The organism is Cytobacillus sp. FSL K6-0265 (assembly GCF_038003465.1).
GTDB lineage: Bacteria > Bacillota > Bacilli > Bacillales > Cytobacillaceae > Cytobacillus > Cytobacillus stercorigallinarum.
The window spans coordinates 973,485-993,179 of record NZ_JBBOPE010000001.1; the positions used below are offsets into that span (position 1 = coordinate 973,485).

Sequence of the window (19,695 nt, forward strand, 5' to 3'; positions counted from 1 at the left end):
ATAAATCAATGCCTCTTTCAGATGATGAATAGTGGCTTTTTTTATTGGTTAAAATTCTGGTTACAGCTATGGGGAGGAAACATAATGAGAAAGTGGCTAATTGTTTTATTCATTGCAACTGTTAGTTTACTAACAGCATGTGGCGGAGGTTCAGACACGAGTGGAGAAAAAGTAGATGAAACGAAAGAACTTAAAATTGGCGCTACTGCCGGTCCTTATAGTGATATGTTGAAGAAAGCCATTGTACCTGGTCTAGAGGAAAAAGGATATAAAGTAACTGTTGTAGAGTTTAGTGATTATATCCAACCTAACAAAGCTTTAAATGAAGATGATATCCAAGCTAACCTTTTCCAACATACTATTTATTTAGAGAACTTCGAGAAAGAAAATAATATGAACTTAACACCATTAATTATTGTCCCAACAGCCCCTATGGGAATTTACTCGAATGTGTTTAATTCAATTGATGAGATAAAAGACGGTGCAACCATTGCTATTCCAAATGACCCAACGAATGCAGCGCGCGCCTTAAATACGTTAAGTGACGAAGGTCTTATTACGATTGATGAAAATGCCGATCCACTAACAGTATCTGAAAAAGATGTGAAGGAAAATAAAAAGAACTTAGTCTTTCAACCGATTGAAGCAGGACAATTACCAAGATCTCTTGAAGGTGTTGATCTAGCTGCAGTTCCAGGTAACTTTGCATTGGCAGCCGATATGGACTTATTAAGTGCACTAGCATTGGAAAATATGCTTGATGATTATCGCAATGTGGTTGCAGTTAGAGCAGACTATGAAGATAAACAATATGCGAAAGACTTAAAAGAAGTGGTTGAGTCTGCAGAATTTGAAAAAATCATCGACGAATCGTTTCAAGGGTTTGGAAAGCCAGCGTGGATGGAATAATTATAAACGAAGTAAGTCTAAACAAAAAACCGAACAAATTCATATGGATTTGTTCGGTTTCTAATGATAATAGTGGAGAATAACTGTTAACTTATCTTTCGAATCGTTTGTATTTTGGTCATTCCTTTATTTATCGATTGTCGAACAATTTTCTCATCCTGCTCATTAACGATTTTTAACCATTCGTGAAAAATTGGTTGTAAGCCATAAAAGGAAGTGACTCTTCTATACATTTCTTCTTTATTAAATTGTGTTTCATAAGCTGCGAGAGCTTCTTTAGTAAATTGATCTCCGAAATCCCAATATAGCCCTGCAAAGTCAAACGCCGGGTCCCCTATTTGCGTATCTGTAAAGTCTATAATTCCTGATATCTCCTTTTTGATTGGATGATAAAGGATATTGGCACTTGTCAGATCGCCATGAATCACCACTTTTGCTTCTTTAAATTTTGACACCGCTAAAAATAGTTTATTAATTTCTTCCTTTTCGCCTTCATTTAAGAACGGAAATATTTTTGTTTTCAGCGTTTGCTGTAATTGCGCCCAATAATCTTTATTATGTCGTTCTTCTATACCGCCTTTCTTTGCTTCATATATATCCAAGCGATGTAATTCTGTAAGAAATATACCTAGCCGCTTGGCTTCATATAAAGGAGGAATAATCAATGAATGAGATAATGCTTGTCCTTTAATAAAAGGGTAAAAAACACCAATCACTTGTCCGTCTTTATTATAAAATGGATGATAATTTGGTATTTCAATTATCGATGAAAGATATGATAACTGGTGCAGTAGTTTGATTTCCTTGTTCATTTTCGCTAATACTTGTTTTGTTTTTGGTATTCGAATGACATATGTTTGATTGACAATATAAATATGATGATCCCAACCAGAATGATTGCTTTCAATCTGTATTTCCTGAAGATGCGGAAGGTGTTTTTTAATTAATTCCTTCATGGAACAGTCTCCTTTTATTATTTTGTATAAATCGTTTTTTAGCGGGAAAAATAGGCGAGACATCTTATAAAGGGGAGTGAAAAGCAATGGAAAAAAAGTATGATAATCAAGTGGATGAAAAAATTATTGCTGCTCAGAATGAGGCTCAACAATACAATCAAATGGATACAGAATTAGAACAGTCAGAAGAAGTACAAGCAGGAATGGAAAAAAGTTATGAGTATGAAGTGACTAACCAACAGCCGACATATGAACCGAATAAACCATTTTAATTAGAGAGAAGAGACTTCAATCACATGAAGTCTCTTCTCTAATGATAACATACTTTATTTTACATTGATGCTGTTTGGTGTGCCTGTTTACTTTCTTTGTGTTCGATTCGTCCATAAACTAAGAAGTAAAGGATAATTGAAGCAATTGCCACAACCCCCATATAAATATATAACATACTGTAGCCTGTTATAGGAATCAGTAAACCTAATAAATACGGTCCAAAACCTAAACCACCATCGAGAAAGATAAAGAAGGTGGAAGTAGCTAGCCCCATGCGATGGGGGGGTGTTAATTTGATGGCAATCGCTTGTGTACAAGACTGCATATTACCAAAGCCCAAGCCAATTAAAGCCCCCGCCACTAATAGCATAACACCATTTGAAGAATTACTAAGTAAGAATAGACCTGCACCAAATAATATGAACGCTGGATACATCACATAATTTGCTCCTTTGCTGTCCATCAATCTACCAGTGAAAGGGCGGGAAAGTAAGACGGCAATGGCATAGACAAAGAAGAAAAAGCTAGCGGCATTGACTAAGTCCTTTTCAATTGCATAAAAATTAATAAATGACAAGACGCTAGAATAACAAAATGCGACGGTTAATGTGACGAGTGCAATTGGAAGTGCCTTTGGTTCAATAAAGCTAGCCAATTGAAAGCCAGATGATTGAAATTGAGCTTTCTCATCTTCAGTTAATTCCTTCACATTCACAGTAAACCCGATAAGTAGGCCAATAATACCAAGAACCAAACAAAAAATGAAAATCGTATGAAAAGTTGTGTATTGACTCATTAACATACCGATAAAAGGTCCAATTGCTGTTGCTAAAGTGTTACTCATACTAAAATAGCCGATTCCTTCACCTTTCCTTGTTTGCGGAATAACTGAAGCGACAATTGTACCACTTGCTGTACTTGCCATCCCTAATGTTAAACCGTGGATAAAGCGGGTAATAAGTAAGAAATTAACATCAATTTCAATAAAATAAAGACTTGTTGATAAACTAAATAATAGTAAGCCGATGATTAAAGTCTTCTTCCGGCCAATACGATCAATATATTTACCGATAAACAACCTTCCCACCAATGTTCCTATAATAAATATGCCTGTAACTAAGCCAGCTTGGCTGGCAGTCGCATGATGTGCTTCGACGGCATACACCGCAATGGTAACCATTAATAAATAAAACACTAATGTTAGAAAAAAGTTTACGGAAGAAATGGTGATAAAGTCCTTAGTCCATAATTTTTCTTTTGTTGAACGCATATTTTTTTTCTTCCTCCTTACAAATTGCTTTTAATACTATCAAAAATCCGAATACATTCTTCTTGTTCTTCAGTTGTGATTCCCTCTAATATTTCCATTTCGAACTGATCAATCGGAATGCGGATTTGTTTGTATATGCGCTCACCTTCGTTCGTTATCTTCATTTTCTTTTCACGTTTATCCATGCTTGGGATTTTTTCTACATATCCATATTCCTCAAGCTGGTTTATTGTCCTCGTGACTGTTGGCTTTTCAACACCTTGATACGCAGCAATTTCTACTAAAGTCGTTGGACCGAAATGGTAGAGATAATAAAGGATTGTCCACTGTGCTCGTTGTAATTGGTGTTTCGTTAATAAGCTATTCAGTCTATTTTCAAAAGGGCGATAAAGCATCATAAAATGATGGAAGAATCTTTGGCTAGCTATTATAATATCCACCTCATTTAAAATAGTTATCAATGGTAACTAATATACTATAACAAAAAGCCATCTTGTCTGTCTATGGGGCGATTTATTTTTTCTACAAAATGGGAAATGTTATAAGCTATGGTTGTAGGTGACATGACATTAATAAAAAGTGAAAAGCAGTGTGAATAAGAAAAAGGATTGTAAATTTTCTAAAATATTGATATATTTAAGTGGAACAACTTAATATTTTCTAAAATAGGTGTAAATAGAATGCTTGATTGTCTATTTACTTAAAAGGGAAGTACGGTTAGATTCCGTCGCTGTCCCGCAACTGTATTTGCGAGTGATACGAAAGATGCCACTGTTTCCTTCAATAGGAGATGGGAAGGTTTCGTATCATGTTGACCATAAGCCAGGAGACCTGCCTGTTTAGTGTAAACATCAATTCCTACGTGGATATAGGAGGTGTTAAGTACGGGTAATGAATACATGCCAAAGTTGCATGTTTATTTTTAGTATTCGTTTGAACTTAACAACTTCTTTCTAGAAGTTGTTTTTTTAATGGATTGATATGGAAAAAAGGGGAGCAAGAACGGAGGAAAAGCTTTGTTTGGAACCGTTCCTTATTATGTGAACATAATGAAATCTACGATCATGATAAACAGCTATTCTGCTGAGGGTTATAGTTTAAGAAAAGTGTTAGAACAGTGTAAAGAAGACATCCAAACACTCTCTGTAGAAGAAGAGAAGATCCAAATATATTTGAGGAATGCTGAAAGGGCTTACAGCATTGTCAGGCACGATGTAATTGGATGGGAGGAAAATGATTGTGAGCATGGAGGAGAAATATATACCAGGGTTAGAGGGAATCATAGCTTCTGAGACTAACATTTCATTTTTAGATACGGTTCATGGAGAAATTGTCATAAAAGGTTATGATTTAATTCAACTTTCAAAAACGAAAAGATATTTAGATATTATCCATTTACTTCTAGAAGATCAATTACCAACAGACGAGGAAAAACACGCATTAGCTACTAGGTTAAAGTCCTATTATGAAATACCGACGGCCGTTATGGAGGTTTTTACTCATTTACCAAAAGGAACACATCCAATGGATGGGCTCCGCACGGGCATCTCAAGCTTAGCTGGATATGATACGACTTTAGATGATCGGTCGAAGCAAGGAAATAAAGAAAGAGCTTATCGCCTACTTGGAGGAGTTCCAACGATTGTAGCTAACAGTTATCGTATATTACAAGGTCTGGAAAAAATTGAACCGGATAAATCCCTCTCATATAGTGCCAACTTTTTCTATATGTTAACTGGTAGAGTACCATCCGATTTAGAAGAAAGAGTATTTGACCAATCATTACTTTTATATAGTGAACATGAAATGCCAAATTCAACATTTACCGCAAGAGTAATTGCTTCTACACAATCCGATCTCTTTGGAGCTTTAACAGGCGCAGTTGCAAGTTTAAAAGGGAGCTTGCATGGCGGTGCGAATGAAGCGGTTATGTACATGTTGAATGAAGCAGAAAGTGTCGGTGGCTTGGAAAGTCTCTTCTATAAAAAATTATTTAAAAAAGAAAAGATTATGGGCTTTGGTCATAGAGTTTATATGAACAAAATGGACCCAAGAGCATTAATGATGAAAGAAGCTCTACAAGAGTTATCGATACAAAATGGAGATGATTCATTGCTTCGAAAATGTGAAGCAGGAGAAAGAATTATGGAAGTTGAGAAAGGATTATACCCTAATTTAGATTATTATGCCGCACCGGTTTATGGCATGTTAGGAATTCCTATCCCTCTTTACACACCGATTTTCTTTAGTGCAAGAACAGTTGGTTTATGTGCCCATGTCATTGAACAGCATGAAAACAATCGCTTATTTAGACCGCGGGTCATTTATTCAGGAGCACGACATACTTTACCAAATGGAGGAGGATTACGTGTAAATGCTGAAAACGAATGAAAAGGTTGAAACCGATGTTATTTTAACGAAAATTGCTGATTATGTATTGGATTATGAAATAACAAGTGAAGAGGCTTATCGCACAGCACATTATATTTTACTCGATACAATTGGTTGTGGAATATTAGCGCTAGATTATCCTGAATGTACAAAACTACTTGGTCCTGTTGTACCAGGAACCGTTGTACCTAATGGAACAAGAGTCCCTGGTACAACATTTGAATTGGATCCCATTAGAGGCGCATTTAATATCGGCTGTATGATTCGCTGGCTGGATTACAATGATACATGGTTAGCTGCGGAATGGGGGCATCCTTCTGACAACCTTGGTGGCATTTTAGCAGTTGCAGATTTTTTAAGTAGGCAACGTCTTTCAGTTGGTAAAGAGCCAGTTAAAATGATTGAAGTCCTGGAAATGATGATCAAGGCTCATGAAATTCAAGGTATATTAGCGTTGGATAATAGTTTAAATCGTGTGGGCTTAGATCATGTATTGTTTGTTAAAGTGGCAACAACTGCTGTTACGGCAAAGATGCTTGGCGCAACAAAAGAAGAAGTGATACATGCATTATCACTTGCATGGGTGGATAATTCTGCATTAAGAACATATCGTCATGCGCCAAATACGGGTTCGAGAAAATCATGGGCTGCTGGAGATGCCACAAGTAGGGGTGTTCAGTTAGCTATGATGGCTGTGAAAGGTGAAATGGGCTATAACAGTGTCTTATCTGCACCTAACTGGGGTTTTGAGGACGTTCTGTTTAAAGGGCAAAAAATTACCTTACAAAGAGAGTTAAGTGCTTATGTAATGGAAAATGTGTTATTCAAAGTTTCTTATCCGGCAGAATTTCACGCGCAAACTGCAGCAGAGTGTGCCGTCTTACTTTATCAAAATGGCGATGTAAATGATTTAGATCATATTGATCGAATTACGATTACCACACATGAATCAGCGATTAGGATTATCGATAAAACAGGTCCATTACATAATCCAGCTGACCGTGATCACTGTATACAGTACATTACAGCTATTGGTTTATTAAAAGGAAATATTCGCGCAGAGGATTACGAGGATGATGTAGCAAGCGACCCACGAGTAGATAGTTTACGAGAGAAGATGCAAGTTGTTGAAGATCATCAATACTCGAAAGATTATTTAGACCCGAACAAGCGCTCAATCGCTAATGCGGTACAAATCCATTATAAAGATGGAACTTCTTCAGAGAAAATTGAATGTGAATATCCATTAGGTCACCGATTCCGCCGTGACGAAGCGATTCCAAAAGTATTGCAGAAGTTCGAGTATAATATCAAAACTCATTTTTCAAACAAGGCACAAACAAGCATTGCTAGAGCTGTTTCCAATCAAGAATGGTTAAAAGAGATGCCAGTGAATGAATTTATGAATTTATTCATTATCTAGGAGAGGTGATGCAAGATGGCATGGATTGTTCATAAACCTGTGTTGCAACAAGATTTAGCTGAGCAATTTCGTTCAAAAATGCTAGATAAGAATATATTGCAAATACCAGGGGCACATGATGCAATGGCAGGCCTAATCGCGAAACAGTCAGGCTTTCAGGCGCTATATTTATCAGGTGCTGCATATACGGCAAGTAAAGGACTGCCAGACCTTGGTATGGTTACATCTGCTGAGATGGCACAAAGAGCGAAAGAAATTATTCGAGCAACTAATTTACCATTACTTGTTGATATTGATACGGGGTTTGGTGGGGTATTAAATGCGGCAAGAACAGCTGTGGAAATGCAAGAGGCTAGAGTGGCTGCTGTACAAATAGAGGATCAGAAGTTACCGAAAAAATGTGGCCATTTAAATGGTAAACAGCTTGTAACGACAGAAGAAATGATACAAAAAATTAAGGTGATTAAGGAAGTTGCTCCACACTTAATTATTGTAGCAAGAACAGACGCACGAGCGGTGAAAGGACTTGATGAAGCGATTGAACGAGCGAAGGCATATGCAGAAGCTGGAGCGGACGCTATTTTTCCAGAAGCATTAAAAACGGAAGAAGAGTTTAGCCTATTTTCACAAGCGATTTCTATTCCTTTATTAGCAAATATGACTGAATTTGGTCAGACGCCTTATTACTCAGCGGATGAATTCTCACAAATGGGCTTTCAAATGGTTATCTATCCTGTTACTTCATTAAGAGTGGCAGCTAAAGCATATGAAAACGTTTTTAATATCATAAAAGAAACAGGTTCACAAAAAGATGCGCTTAGTAATATGCAAACTAGAAAAGAACTATATCAAACCATCAGCTATGATGAGTTTGAAGAATTAGATGATACATTAGCAAAAACGATACTGACAGAAGAATGATTGTATAGGCGTTCGGTGATACAGCCGAGCGTCAACCTTTCATAGTTATTTTACTTCATAAAAGATTAGGAGAAATGAATAGATGAAAGCAAGGAATGAAATAATTATACAGCATCTAATTGGAGAGATGGCTAGCAATAAATACTTTATTCATGTGTTATTGCATAAGCAAAAAACCCTCAATGAGAATCTTGTTTGGCTTATGATGAAGTTGAAAAAACTTGGTGATATGAAAATCACTGATATTTCTACAGATTTCTATATGTCCCCAGCAGCTGCAACGAATATGACTGATAAGTTAAAGGCACTTGGTTATGTAACGAAAAGTAGAGCACAAAATGACCGTAGAATTGTTAGTGTTCGTTTAACACAAGAGGGAGCAGCCTATATTAATGCCTTATTTCATTCGTATTCTTATGAACAATTATGTTCTCTTCAACAGCAAATATCGACCATCAATACTTCTCTTGAAAAAATAGCGAAAATTATCTAAGCTTATTTCCCGAATGAGGATAAGGTCATTTAACAGTAAGTTCTGTTTTACTCACCTTATCCGTTTTTATATAATCTTTCGGAGGTCGTTCATATAACATTTGAAAGCCATAGTTAATTAATGAATAGACGAAGGCAGAAATAAATAATGAAAATGATGTGAATTTGTACAGTTTATAATGACCAATTTTTTGAAAGAAAGCATTGAGAGGGTATGCAAATAAAAGATCAATAATTAGATTAAGCCCAGCATACCGAATAAACTTCCCGTAGGTTAAATGGAATACCCAAATATTAACGGTAAAAAATGGCCCCAATATAAAGGCAATTGAATCATAAACCATGTATTTTTTTCCGCCCTTTACCCTCCACCATTTAAAAACAAATGATAATAGTGTTTCAATTAAAAGAATGCAAGAGCAAAATAAAGTAACAGGAAGAAACCTTTTAATGGATTTACCAGGGATAAAAAACATGCTTCCCCATAAGATGATGGCATTTAATATACGAAAGATATTAGCTACATTCATACTTTCCCTCCTCTCAAACATGATTATCATTAGAATGTGAAACATCAATAAAATTATGTGTACAAGATGTATTTTTAAGAATAGATCTAGTTGGTAAAAATGAACATATAAACAGAATGATAAGCGGAGGCATCTTTATGAAGGGAATTGGAATTCATCAATATGGCGATATTTATCAATTGCGTGAAATTGAATTTGTAACACCACCAGTAGGTGATGACGAGATATTAATTCAAATAAAAGCGAGTGGCGTGTTAGAAAGTGATTGGCAATTCAGGGCGGGAAAACGATTGAGAGACAATCTTCCCTTACCGATAATTCTAGGAAGTTCCGGAGCGGGAATCATTAAAGCAATAGGAAAAGGCGTCTCCCAGTTTAAAGAGGGTGACAAGGTATTTTTTCAAACGACTATTTCTACATATGGGACATATGCAAACGAAACGATCGTACCATCATCTGATGTTTGTCTCATGCCTCATAATTTAACATTCATTGAATCGGCTTCTCTCTTAGAAAGTAGTATAGCGGCATGGCAAGCAACAGTAGAGGGGAGAGTAAGGGAAGGAAGCTATGTTCTTATTTTAGGTAGTCAAACGAATGTAGGTTTGATGCTCATACAAATCTTAAAGGCAATGGGCACAGTTATAGGCGTACTTACCGAAGATGCAAAGCAGAAAGATGTAATCTATATTAATGGAGATCGTCTGGATCCTATTCATGAGCAACGGCGGTTTGATTTACTAATTGATACAATTGGGCATAGCTCCCCAATTTTTAGTGCGTTAAGGTGGTTGAAGCCAGAAGCAAAAGTGATAAAATTTGCCAAGTCGAGATTTCAAGGCGTTGATAAGGAATGTTTATATTCAATTAATAAGGGGTTGGAACAAATAAAGCAATTAGTAGAAAAAGGTGATCTTGCCCCAGTTTTGGCGCATGTTTATCCGCTGAACATTGAAGGTATACAAAAAGCCCACATAAAAAAACAATATGGCCGTTGTCAGGGGGAAATTGTAGTCTGCCATCGAGACTAAAAGCATGAAAATTTCGTCATGCGAAATTCTCTAACTATCAATCATCTCTAGGCATGTTATAATAATCATGAAAATTCAGAATAAGGAGGTCGCTCCCTTTGACACTTTTGCAAGATATTTATCAAAAATCACTGTACACTTTAAGCGGTCATGGAGTGCGCCAAGTGGAAGTACTTAAAGAAGCCTTCCGCCATGTGCCAGAAGATGTTACAAGTGATATTTACGGCGAAGGCCAAATAATTGCAGCATTTGAAAAGAAGATGGCGACATTATTAGGCAAAGAAAAAGCAGTCTTCTTTCCAAGTGGAACAATGGCACAACAAATTGCACTTAGAATTTGGAGTGATAAAAAACAATCAAAAAAAATTGCCTATCATCCATTATGTCACCTAGAAATTCATGAACAAGATGGACCTAGGATCCTTCATCAATTTGATGTAACATTCGTCAGTGAAGCAAATAGACCTGTAGGTTATGAAGATATTTGCCATTTAGATGATTCGTTCGCTGCTTTGTTATTAGAGTTGCCGCAAAGAGAAATAGGCGGGGTGGTACCGCCACTTTCAGAACTTCAGCAAATGGTAAATCATTGCCGCAAAAATAATATTAAATTACATCTAGATGGTGCGAGATTATTAGAAGTGCTGCCTTATTATGAAAAGAGCGCCGCAGAAGTAAGTGCATTATTTGACAGTGTCTATCTTTCTTTTTATAAAGGTGTAGGTGGGATAGCTGGTGCAATCTTAGCAGGTGACGAGTCCTTTATTGAAGAAGCGAAGATTTGGAAAAGAAGGTTCGGTGGAGATCTTATTAGTCTTTATCCTTATATCATTCCAGCAGACTATTATTATGAAAAAAGAAAAAATAAAATGAAGCGATATTATGAAATATCACGATATTTCGCTGAGAGATTTAACCAAATAAATGGGTTGTATACAAAACCAAAAGTTCCTCAATCAAATATGTTCCATCTTTATTTTGAACAAGGCATAGAGGAAATAGAACAATTGTTGAAATTGGTTTATGAGGAATGTGGTGTGGGTATCACAGCTAGCATTCAAAAGAAAGATAACGATTATTTTGCAGAAATTAGTTTTGGCGATGCAGTAACGGTTATACCAGAAACAGTAATAGAAAAAATGTTTTTAACGATCAAACAGAATAGATAATTATTATTCATAGAATGAGAGAAAAAAATAAATACAGGAAAGCAAAAAGCTGCTTATACAGGCTATTAGGAAGAAATATTGATGACTCCCTTTTAGGAAAAATATAGAAATGCAAGAGGAGATAGATATGAGAAGAAAGGCAATGCTATCAATGTACTGAAAGGCGAGTTTTCTAAAAAGTAAGCTTATCAAGATCGAAAATAAAAAGATGAGAAGGATAAGTAAAACTTTAAAAGATATCAATGGACATTCCTCCTTTTATAAATTTGTAATGGACCTCTTTCAGTACCCTTTATATTAATATATGTATACATAAAGAATCTTCTCAAAAAAAGGGTGCCGTTCATAAAAAAACGGCAAATATCACAGTTTGATTATAAGGAGATGTTAACAATTAAGGTGATCATTATCGGATCAGGTATAGTTGGAGCGAGTGCTGCTTATCATCTAAGTAGAAACGGCATCGATGTTACAGTAATTGATGCGAACCATGAAGGTAGGGCATCTGCTGCTGGAGCTGGCATTGTTTGTCCATGGATTACTCATCATAAACATCCAGATTGGTATACATTGGCTCGCAGGGGGGCTTTGTATTATGGAGAGCTCATTAAGGAATTAAAAAATGATGGTGAGTCGGATATAGGATATAAACAGGTTGGTGCGTTGGCGATAAGCAAAGAAGATGAGGGGATCAATCAGTCTCAAGCGGAGGCAATGTCCAAACGGGAAGCGGGTACGCCTGAGGTAGGTGATATTAAGCGCTTATCAGGAGAGGAAGCACGGGCTTTATTCCCGCTATTGAATAAAGAATATCAAGCACTCTATGTGAGTGGGGGAGCTAGGGTGGATGCGCATTTACTTTGTCAAGCGATGCAAAGAGCAGCTTCCTTACATGGGGCTCAATTTGTAGAAGGTAAAGCAAGTCTTACTTTAAAGAATGGGCATGTAGTAGGTGCGGAGGTAAATGGGGAATTATATGCTGGTGATCAAATCATTGTAACAACTGGCGCATGGACAAATGAGTTGCTTTCACCCCTTGATCATTCTATTACGATTAAACCGCAACGTGGACAAATTATTCATTTCGGTGTAAAGGAGTACGATACTTCAGACTGGCCAGTTGTTATTCCGGATTCTAGTTATTATATGCTAGCCTTTGATGATCAAAGAATCGTGGTAGGTGCAACGAGAGAAACTGATTCGGGGTTTGATTATCGATTGACAGCAGGAGGTGTGAAAGAAGTAATTGATGCAGGATTGGAGATGGCAGCATTAGAAAATAGTTCAGTTTCCGAGATGCGAGTAGGTTTTCGACCCATGGGACCCGATACTCTTCCGTTATTAGGTAAACTGGAAGGCTATCATAATGTAACGATAGCAACAGGCTTGGGGCCGTCGGGGATAACAATGGGCCCTTACATAGGGGTGGTAGCTAGTGAAATCGCTTTGGATCATACTTTACCATTCGATCTTACTCCTTATAATCCACTCAGATAATGGATGCTAATTTGTCTTGGTCATTGATACCAAGGCAATTATTTTTGGATAATGTGGAAGTTTGTGATTTATAACAAAAGAAAAGATCAGGTTTTACGAAAAATGGCATAAGTGTATGAATAGAATTTTCGTTTGAAATACTCTCAATGTCATCGGGCTTTCTTGTAAGTGCATATTGGTTGAGTGAGAATGTTAAACGGATTTGTGCGTCACTTAAGAAGAATTGTAGCTAAAAAAGAGGAAGGAATCCGGGTAGACAAAAATTAGCGCGTCATTCGGAAAGAAAAACGCGCAAAAAAACTGAGCGAAAGACAGATACGTAAACGATATGGAGAAGAATATCCCTCAAATGATTTATTCATTTTTAATACATTATTTACTTAATATAAATTGAAAATTATCCCCGATTTGCTTAAGCTCTCCCAGAAAATGGCCAATTCCATCTATAGAAATGCCATCTATTGTCTGTTCTGGAGGGTGGTCAATGAAAAATTGTAGCTGTGTCACATCACTTAAGCCATTTTCTGTTAGGGCTAACACAGGTTTTGAAAAGTATATCGACTGTTCTTGAAGACGTATGGTCATACCGTTTTTATGTAAGAAGTTTTTATGTAATTTTATAATATTCATAGGATCAAATTGTTGGATCTTTCCTTGGCCTATCAGCGTAAAAAGCAAGCCGTTTGTTTCTTTAAAATGGCTAATTTCACGTTCTTTACTTATTTCAGCTTCATGAATAAGATTATCTAAGGAATATGCCAGATGCATTCTCTTTGGTGCTTTAGCTAATGATTCAAATTCTTGTTTTAAGACTTCATAAAGAGTTAGTTGATGGTCGAATAATTCTTCTTTCCATTTTGGAGAGAATGTCTCGAGTAATAAACAAATAGCTAAACCCGAGGGATAGCAACTATGTCTTATTTTATTTGTCATAATAGAGTAGTCTGTTAATGACTTTAAATAACGCTCAAGTACCCGTTCATCTGGTTGATTAACGATATCTTTGTATGCGTGGTATTCGATAAAAAACGCTGGCCCTTCAATTGTTTCAATAAGGTTTTCATATTGAACAAACTCATTGTACTGCTCTTCTCTTTTTTCTCTCCAATAGATGAAGGCTTGAATCGCTTCTCTTTGTTTATTGATGTCCTTCATACGTAATGCCTGGTTAAGCCACTCTCGTTCCTGGATTCTCCATTGAATATTTTCTCTTTCAAGAGGATAAGCCATTCCTGTTAACTCATTGGGAAAACGCGTTTCTTTCTTATGATATTGGTGGCAATGAAAAAGTTCATGAATAAGCGTGGCGTATACTTCTTCTTTATTAAGGATGTTTATATCGACAATGGCTGTTGCTTCATTTTCGAAAATAATCGAGGTACAGCCCGTAAATTGATTGTTCCATGGTAAAATGACTTCTTGACCGTTAAATTGTGGATGATGATATAAATAAATAGACTCATGATTATAATAGGCATAAGGTGAAGCGATAAAATGTGGCCAATAGTTTGGGAGCATTGTATGAATGGTAGTCACTTCAGTTAATTGTTGGTTGATCATAATAATCTCCTTCATCAGAAGTATTAGTAAATGATAATATATAAACCTAGTGCAATAATAGAAAGGATAATCAGGATAATATATATAAGTGAAAGATTTCTACTGTTTTTCTTTGTAGAAGATCGGTAATTGTCATCACTGCGACTTGTTAATAACAAGGTACCAACAATAGCAGCAATGAGTAAAAAGATAATAATGCCGTATAATACAGTCATAGGACTCTCCTTTTCTCATACTTACTCAATAACCAAGGGTATCTAGTCAAATGTCTTTCTTATGATTATAATGGAAGAGGTTGTATTTTTATAGCTATAGTTTGTCACTTCTTTTTGAAGATATTGTGAAAAGGTTTCCTTAAAAAGTTATAAATACTTTTTTAGTGTTACAATATAATTGAAATTTCTTATGGAAGGGAAAGTTCCTCTTGTTATGGAGAAAGGTATTAGCATGAATAATTCAATGCAGCAACTCGAAAAGCGTCAACCAATTACTAAAATTCTAGCTGCAACCATTAAAACAGGGATTATTAAATCCAATTTGTTTCCAATGTTCGCAGGGTTAACGCTCGCCTTATATACGTATGATTATGGTATTTTAGACAAGATACCAGAAATATTATTTGCCTTATTTGGTTCTATTTTTATTATCGGTTCTGCCGGTGCTTTTAATAATGTTTATGATAGAGATATTGACTCTATTATGGAGCGGACGAAGACTAGACCAACAGTTACAGGTGATATCTCTACTAAGTCAGTGTTAATTCTAGCGACAGTAATGGGGTTAGTAGGTATTGTTTTGTTATCATTAGCAACTCCGCTAGCAGGATTGCTTGGTTTTTTAGGTTGGTTTTTTTATGTTGTTCCTTATACTATGTGGACAAAAAGAAGAACCATTTATAATACGGAAGTTGGGAGTATCTCAGGAGCGATGCCGCCTTTAATTGGATGGGCTGCCATTCATCCAGATATTTTACATCCGGCAATATTAGGCTTGTTCGTTATTCAAGTTATTTGGCAAATGCCACATTTTTATGCGATTGCAATACGTAAACATGATGACTATAAAGCGGCTAATGTTCCGATGTTACCTGTTGTAAAAGGAATTCGTCGCACCTATTTACAAACAAACGTCTATCTTGTTTTGTTAATTTTAACAAGCTTTTTATTCTGGCCATTAAGCCCAGGGTTAACACTTGTATCATTGTTGCTTGGTATTGGCTGGTTAATTCTTAGTATCTATGGTTATAAGAAGATGGATCCGAAGAAATGGGCAAACGCTTTATTCGCCTATTCACTTATCCATATGACAGTCCTTTTTTCAACAGTAATCATTTATTCTTTAGTAGGAATTATTTTTAATTTGAAGTAATTAAGTATGCGATCTTAGCATCATTTGAACTCGAACAATACAGTGTTCGAGTTTTTTTTATTTGGTGAGCAAGTTGGGCAGTTGCCAGTTCGATGTTCGTTCTTGCCAGTTCGCATTAAGTGCATGTGATGATGATCAGAATAGAGGGGTAACGCATCAAAAACTCGTGGCGAGGATAAAAATTGATAGGAAAAGGCAAGAACCGCGTCAAAAATTCGTGGTGAGGATAAAATTTGATAGGAAAAGTTAAGAACCGCGTCAAAAATTGATTAAGTCCATATAATTGTGTAAAAAGAAGAGTCATTTTATTCCTTCTTGTCAACACTGTTTTCAACGACGATAAACAATGAAAGAGGAATAAGAATGACTCAAATACAGTTTAACCTAGATTTGGATGTTTTAAAAGAAGCCGTTATAAACTCAAATATTGATACTGTGGTTAGATCTGCTATTGTCCTTGTATTAAATGAATACATGGAAAAAGAAAGAGATCAATATATACAAGCTGCTGGTTACGAACGCACGACTGACCGTTTAGATTATCGTAATGGCTACTACGAACGTGATTTTACGATGAGTATTGGGAAGCTAAAACTTAAAGTACCACGCACTAGAAATGGTGAATTTTCAACTTCCGTTTTTGAAAAATATGCACGATGTGATCAAGCCTTCGTTATCTCAATGGTCGAAATGGTGATTAATGGTATATCTACTCGTAAGGTTACACATATTGTGGAACAGCTTTGTGGGGAGAACGTTTCAAAGTCTTTTGTTTCCTCTCTTACTCAAAAGCTAGATCCTATCGTTAACGACTGGGCCAAGAGACCACTTAATGTCTCCTACTATCCTTTTATCTTTGTGGACGCTATGTATATTAAGGTGCGCGAGCACCATCGAGTTGTCTCCAAAGCGATTTATATTGCGACCGCCCTGACTGATAAAAACACTCGTGAGATTCTTGGCCTTCAAGTTGATCATGTTGAGAACTATGATAGCTGGAGTCGATTTTTTCAACAGCTTAAATCCCGTGGACTTCAGTCTCCAAAGCTCGTTATTTCAGACGCTCATCAAGGTCTTCAAAAAGCAATTCTACGGGAGTTTATCGGCACTAGCTGGCAGAGATGTAATGTACATTTTAAACGTAATATTATCGAGAAACTCCCAAAGAAAGATTCTGGTGAAATTAGGACGATGGTCAAGCGGATTTTTGAAGCGGTAACTATAGAGGATATGAGGAATTTCAAAGAGGAACTTATGAACCAATTCGGTGAAAACCCTAAATTCACAAACGCCTTAAAAATCCTTGATGAAGGCTTTGAAGATACCATTCAATATATGGGACATTCACAAGCTCTTTGGCCTCATATAAGAAGTACGAATTCATTAGAACGGTTAAATCAAGAAGTTCGTAGAAGGGAAAGAGTCATACGGATTTTTCCTAACACTCAGTCCGCTTTTCGTTTAGTGGGAGCTGTCTTACTTCATTATCAACAAACGGTTTACCAAAAGAGAAAATCCTTATGCAAATAGCCTCTACATTTGAGTGAAACTTCCATTATAGATGGTTTCATAGCCAGGGTGGACTGTCAAAGTGAGGAGCCTTTGACATCCCACCCTGGCTATGAAGGAATAGAACCATGGAAGATTCCCTCAAAAAATGTAAGGGGATAAATCATATCACTAATTAATAGTTGAAAACAGTGGTTTAGAATTTTACACAATATTAAGGACTTGACTCAAAAATTCGTCTCGGGAGAAAAAATTGATAGGAAAAGGTAAGAACCGCGTCAAAAATTCGTGGCGGGAGAAAAATTTGATAGGAAAAGGCAAGAACCGCGTCAAAAATCCGTGGCGGGAGAAAAATTTGATAGGAAAAGGTAAGAACCGCGTCAAAAATTCGTGGCGGGAGAAAAATTTGATAGGAAAAGGCAAGAACCGCGTCAAAAATTCGTGGTGAGGGTAAAATTTGATAGGAAAAGTTAAGAAACGCATCAAAAATCCGTGGCGGGAGAAAAAATTGATAGGAAAAGGTAAGAAACGCATCAGAAATTCGTGGCGGGAGAAAAAATTGATAGGAAAAGGTAAGAACCGCGTCAAAAATCCATGGCGGGAGTGAAATTTGATTGGATACCTGACGAGGAGGCGACTAAAAGCAGTGTCAAGTCGCCGAGTTGTTTTCGTTTACCATTATTTGTAGATCAGATGCTACCGGATCCTTCTGGTGAGCGAATTGAATTTTATTCATCAGTACATGGTTATTGGCATAAGTAAAATAGCGTCCTGCCTTCCGAATGTTTTTAAGGTTTTCTTGCTTCCTTCTGTTTAATATTAACGATTGGTAGCTTAGAGCTGTAGTTAAGCATTTCAATCAATTGTTCGGCCATATGAGTCGGACTATATTTAAAGCCTCCTTTTACCCAGGAAATAATGAGTCCATAGAGGCCATATACATGATAGTTTGTTATTAATTTATGGTTAATGGCGTTTGGGATGTGATCAAAGCCAATTTCTTCTTGAGAAAGCTGTGTTAAAACGGAAATAATCTTATCTTGAAATCCAGAGAGTGCGTGGGAATGAATCATTACGGAATAGAAACTTTCGTATTGATATACATGTTCAAAAATCTTTACACTTGATGTGGTTAAATCTTTAATATGTAATTCTCCAATACCGATATAAGGTTCACGATAGCTCCGAATAAGATCATCTAGTATATCATTGGTTAATTCTTCTAATAATTCTTCTTTCGTCTGAAAATGTTTATAAAAGGTGCCGCGATTTAAATCCGCTTTTTGTACAAGGTCAGTCACTGTGATTTTTTTAAACTCTTTTTCAGCCATTAAAGTAATAAGAGCATCTTTTAGCCCTTTTTTTGATTTATGAATTCTTCGGTCATTTTTCATCAACAATTCACCTTCCCTTTGTTGATTAACTTTTATTAATATACAAGTGATACCCAATGTATTTATTTTTGAACAAATGCTATCTGTTTTGCATATTGTTACTTAAATTATAGAAGATTAAACTGAAAGAGTACAAACTATTTTGATAGCGCTTTAATGAAAGTGCATAAATGAAAGGGGTAAATTTTCTATGAAACTAAAAGATCAAGTAGCCATTGTAACAGGTGCAGCATCTGGTATGGGAAAAGCAATTGCGGAGTTATACGCAAAAGAAGGTGCAAAAGTGGTTGCTGTCGACTTAAATAAAGCAGGTGTAGAAGCGGTAGTTGATGCGATTAAATCTAGTGGGGGACAAGCCCTAGCTCTTGGCGTAAATATTGCTAAATTAGATGAAGTTGAAGGAATGATTGATGCTGCTGTAGCAGAATACGGTACATTAGATATTTTAGTGAATAATGCAGGTATTATGGATGCAATGGAACCTGTAGGAGATATTACAGATGAAAAATGGGATCTGATCTTTGATATCAATACAAAAGGTGTAATGCGAGCTATGCGTAAAGCCATTCCGATTTTCCTTGAAAAAGGGAAAGGTGTGATTGTGAACACAGCTTCAACAGGTGGTTTAAACGGTGCGCATGCTGGTGCAGCCTATGGAGCATCTAAACATGCAGTTGTGGGCTTAACAAAAAACACTGGTTTTATGTATGCAAAAGAAGGAATCCGTTGTAATGCTATTGCTCCTGGTGGGGTGGCTACAAATATTGCGGCTGCATTAAAACAGCCGAATGAATTTGGTATGAGCCGTACTCAATTAGCATCAGCGGTTATGCCACGTGTCGGTACACCGGAAGAAATTGCGAAAGTGGCTTTATTCTTAGCTTCTGATGAATCGAGCTTCGTGAATGGTACGGTTATTACAGCTGACGCTGGTTGGACAGCAGCATTTTAATCTACGCTTTAAACTTGCTGTGCTATATGTAAATGAAACCCAAACTCAAC

General features: G+C 36.5%; 21 protein-coding genes and 1 riboswitch. Of the genes, 14 read left to right on the forward strand and 7 right to left on the reverse strand.

The window, feature by feature from the left end; genetic code table 11:
- Positions 1-84 precede the first annotated feature (84 nt).
- Positions 85-909 (forward strand): MetQ/NlpA family ABC transporter substrate-binding protein, encoded by an 825-nt coding sequence (locus tag MHH73_RS05020; RefSeq protein WP_341065202.1) that lies wholly within the window; start codon positions 85-87, stop codon positions 907-909.
- Between the two features lie 86 nt (positions 910-995).
- Here MHH73_RS05020 and MHH73_RS05025 read toward each other — a convergent pair whose 3' ends face one another.
- Positions 996-1,865, reverse strand: a complete 870-nt coding sequence (locus MHH73_RS05025) for an aminoglycoside phosphotransferase family protein (protein ID WP_341065204.1) — start codon at positions 1,863-1,865, stop codon at positions 996-998.
- Between the two features lie 86 nt (positions 1,866-1,951).
- On the opposite strand from MHH73_RS05025, the gene MHH73_RS05030 reads away from it, so the two are divergent.
- Positions 1,952-2,137, forward strand: coding sequence for a hypothetical protein (locus tag MHH73_RS05030; RefSeq protein ID WP_191815207.1), 186 nt, complete (start codon positions 1,952-1,954; stop codon positions 2,135-2,137).
- Positions 2,138-2,196: 59 nt separating this feature from the next.
- Here MHH73_RS05030 and MHH73_RS05035 read toward each other — a convergent pair whose 3' ends face one another.
- Positions 2,197-3,408 carry an MFS transporter gene (locus MHH73_RS05035; protein ID WP_341065207.1) on the reverse strand — a complete coding sequence of 404 codons (1,212 nt, stop codon included), beginning with the start codon at positions 3,406-3,408 and terminating at the stop codon, positions 2,197-2,199.
- Between the two features lie 17 nt (positions 3,409-3,425).
- Positions 3,426-3,869 (reverse strand): MarR family winged helix-turn-helix transcriptional regulator, encoded by a 444-nt coding sequence (locus MHH73_RS05040; RefSeq protein WP_341065209.1) that lies wholly within the window; start codon positions 3,867-3,869, stop codon positions 3,426-3,428.
- A 189-nt stretch (positions 3,870-4,058) separates the two neighbouring features.
- Positions 4,059-4,261, forward strand: a riboswitch (cobalamin riboswitch).
- A 163-nt stretch (positions 4,262-4,424) separates the two neighbouring features.
- Between MHH73_RS05040 and MHH73_RS05045 the strand changes: the two genes are divergently transcribed.
- From MHH73_RS05045 to MHH73_RS05065, 5 genes are all read left to right on the forward strand, one after another.
- A complete protein-coding gene (locus MHH73_RS05045; RefSeq protein ID WP_191815201.1) occupies positions 4,425-4,700 on the forward strand; it encodes a hypothetical protein in 276 nt (91 codons plus the stop codon).
- Positions 4,645-5,799 carry a citrate synthase gene (mmgD, locus tag MHH73_RS05050; protein WP_191815547.1) on the forward strand — a complete coding sequence of 385 codons (1,155 nt, stop codon included), beginning with the start codon at positions 4,645-4,647 and terminating at the stop codon, positions 5,797-5,799. The genes MHH73_RS05045 and mmgD overlap by 56 nt, the downstream gene beginning before the upstream one ends.
- Complete coding sequence (prpD, locus tag MHH73_RS05055; protein WP_191815199.1) at positions 5,783-7,222, forward strand: 2-methylcitrate dehydratase; 1,440 nt, start codon at positions 5,783-5,785, stop codon at positions 7,220-7,222. The genes mmgD and prpD overlap by 17 nt, the downstream gene beginning before the upstream one ends.
- 15 nt (positions 7,223-7,237) lie before the next feature.
- The gene (prpB, locus tag MHH73_RS05060) at positions 7,238-8,143 is read left to right on the forward strand and encodes a methylisocitrate lyase (RefSeq protein ID WP_341065212.1); all 906 of its coding nucleotides are present in this window, start codon (positions 7,238-7,240) and stop codon (positions 8,141-8,143) included.
- Between the two features lie 82 nt (positions 8,144-8,225).
- The gene (locus tag MHH73_RS05065; protein WP_191815195.1) at positions 8,226-8,636 is read left to right on the forward strand and encodes a MarR family transcriptional regulator; all 411 of its coding nucleotides are present in this window, start codon (positions 8,226-8,228) and stop codon (positions 8,634-8,636) included.
- Between the two features lie 25 nt (positions 8,637-8,661).
- Here the strand turns inward: MHH73_RS05065 and MHH73_RS05070 are convergent, their stop codons facing one another.
- On the reverse strand, positions 8,662-9,165 hold the full coding sequence (locus MHH73_RS05070) for a hypothetical protein (protein WP_191815193.1): 504 nt from the start codon (positions 9,163-9,165) through the stop codon (positions 8,662-8,664).
- 137 nt (positions 9,166-9,302) lie between these two features.
- On the opposite strand from MHH73_RS05070, the gene MHH73_RS05075 reads away from it, so the two are divergent.
- The 3 genes from MHH73_RS05075 (at position 9,303) to MHH73_RS05085 (ending at position 12,862) form a co-directional block, all read left to right on the forward strand.
- Positions 9,303-10,196 (forward strand): NADP-dependent oxidoreductase, encoded by an 894-nt coding sequence (locus tag MHH73_RS05075; RefSeq protein WP_341065220.1) that lies wholly within the window; start codon positions 9,303-9,305, stop codon positions 10,194-10,196.
- 98 nt (positions 10,197-10,294) lie between these two features.
- Positions 10,295-11,365: a threonine aldolase family protein gene (locus tag MHH73_RS05080; RefSeq protein WP_191815189.1), complete on the forward strand. Its 1,071-nt coding sequence runs from the start codon at positions 10,295-10,297 to the stop codon at positions 11,363-11,365.
- 384 nt (positions 11,366-11,749) lie between these two features.
- Entirely contained in the window at positions 11,750-12,862 is a 1,113-nt protein-coding gene (locus tag MHH73_RS05085) for an NAD(P)/FAD-dependent oxidoreductase (protein ID WP_341065226.1), read from the forward strand.
- A 372-nt stretch (positions 12,863-13,234) separates the two neighbouring features.
- Here the strand turns inward: MHH73_RS05085 and MHH73_RS05090 are convergent, their stop codons facing one another.
- Together MHH73_RS05090 and MHH73_RS05095 are read right to left on the reverse strand one after the other, a co-directional pair.
- Complete coding sequence (locus MHH73_RS05090) at positions 13,235-14,422, reverse strand: hypothetical protein (RefSeq protein WP_341065228.1); 1,188 nt, start codon at positions 14,420-14,422, stop codon at positions 13,235-13,237.
- A gap of 23 nt (positions 14,423-14,445) precedes the next feature.
- On the reverse strand, positions 14,446-14,637 hold the full coding sequence (locus MHH73_RS05095; RefSeq protein ID WP_191815185.1) for a hypothetical protein: 192 nt from the start codon (positions 14,635-14,637) through the stop codon (positions 14,446-14,448).
- Positions 14,638-14,869: 232 nt separating this feature from the next.
- On the opposite strand from MHH73_RS05095, the gene cyoE reads away from it, so the two are divergent.
- From cyoE to MHH73_RS05110, 3 genes are all read left to right on the forward strand, one after another.
- Complete coding sequence (gene cyoE, locus MHH73_RS05100) at positions 14,870-15,790, forward strand: heme o synthase (protein ID WP_225230653.1); 921 nt, start codon at positions 14,870-14,872, stop codon at positions 15,788-15,790.
- Positions 15,791-16,153: 363 nt separating this feature from the next.
- Positions 16,154-17,320, forward strand: coding sequence for an IS256 family transposase (locus MHH73_RS05105; RefSeq protein WP_341065002.1), 1,167 nt, complete (start codon positions 16,154-16,156; stop codon positions 17,318-17,320).
- Between the two features lie 232 nt (positions 17,321-17,552).
- Positions 17,553-17,747, forward strand: coding sequence for a hypothetical protein (locus MHH73_RS05110; RefSeq protein ID WP_341065233.1), 195 nt, complete (start codon positions 17,553-17,555; stop codon positions 17,745-17,747).
- A 340-nt stretch (positions 17,748-18,087) separates the two neighbouring features.
- Here the strand turns inward: MHH73_RS05110 and MHH73_RS05115 are convergent, their stop codons facing one another.
- Positions 18,088-18,693 carry a TetR/AcrR family transcriptional regulator gene (locus MHH73_RS05115; protein ID WP_225230651.1) on the reverse strand — a complete coding sequence of 202 codons (606 nt, stop codon included), beginning with the start codon at positions 18,691-18,693 and terminating at the stop codon, positions 18,088-18,090.
- A gap of 190 nt (positions 18,694-18,883) precedes the next feature.
- Between MHH73_RS05115 and MHH73_RS05120 the strand changes: the two genes are divergently transcribed.
- A complete protein-coding gene (locus MHH73_RS05120; RefSeq protein ID WP_191815182.1) occupies positions 18,884-19,645 on the forward strand; it encodes an SDR family oxidoreductase in 762 nt (253 codons plus the stop codon).
- The last annotated feature ends 50 nt before the right edge of the window (positions 19,646-19,695 follow it).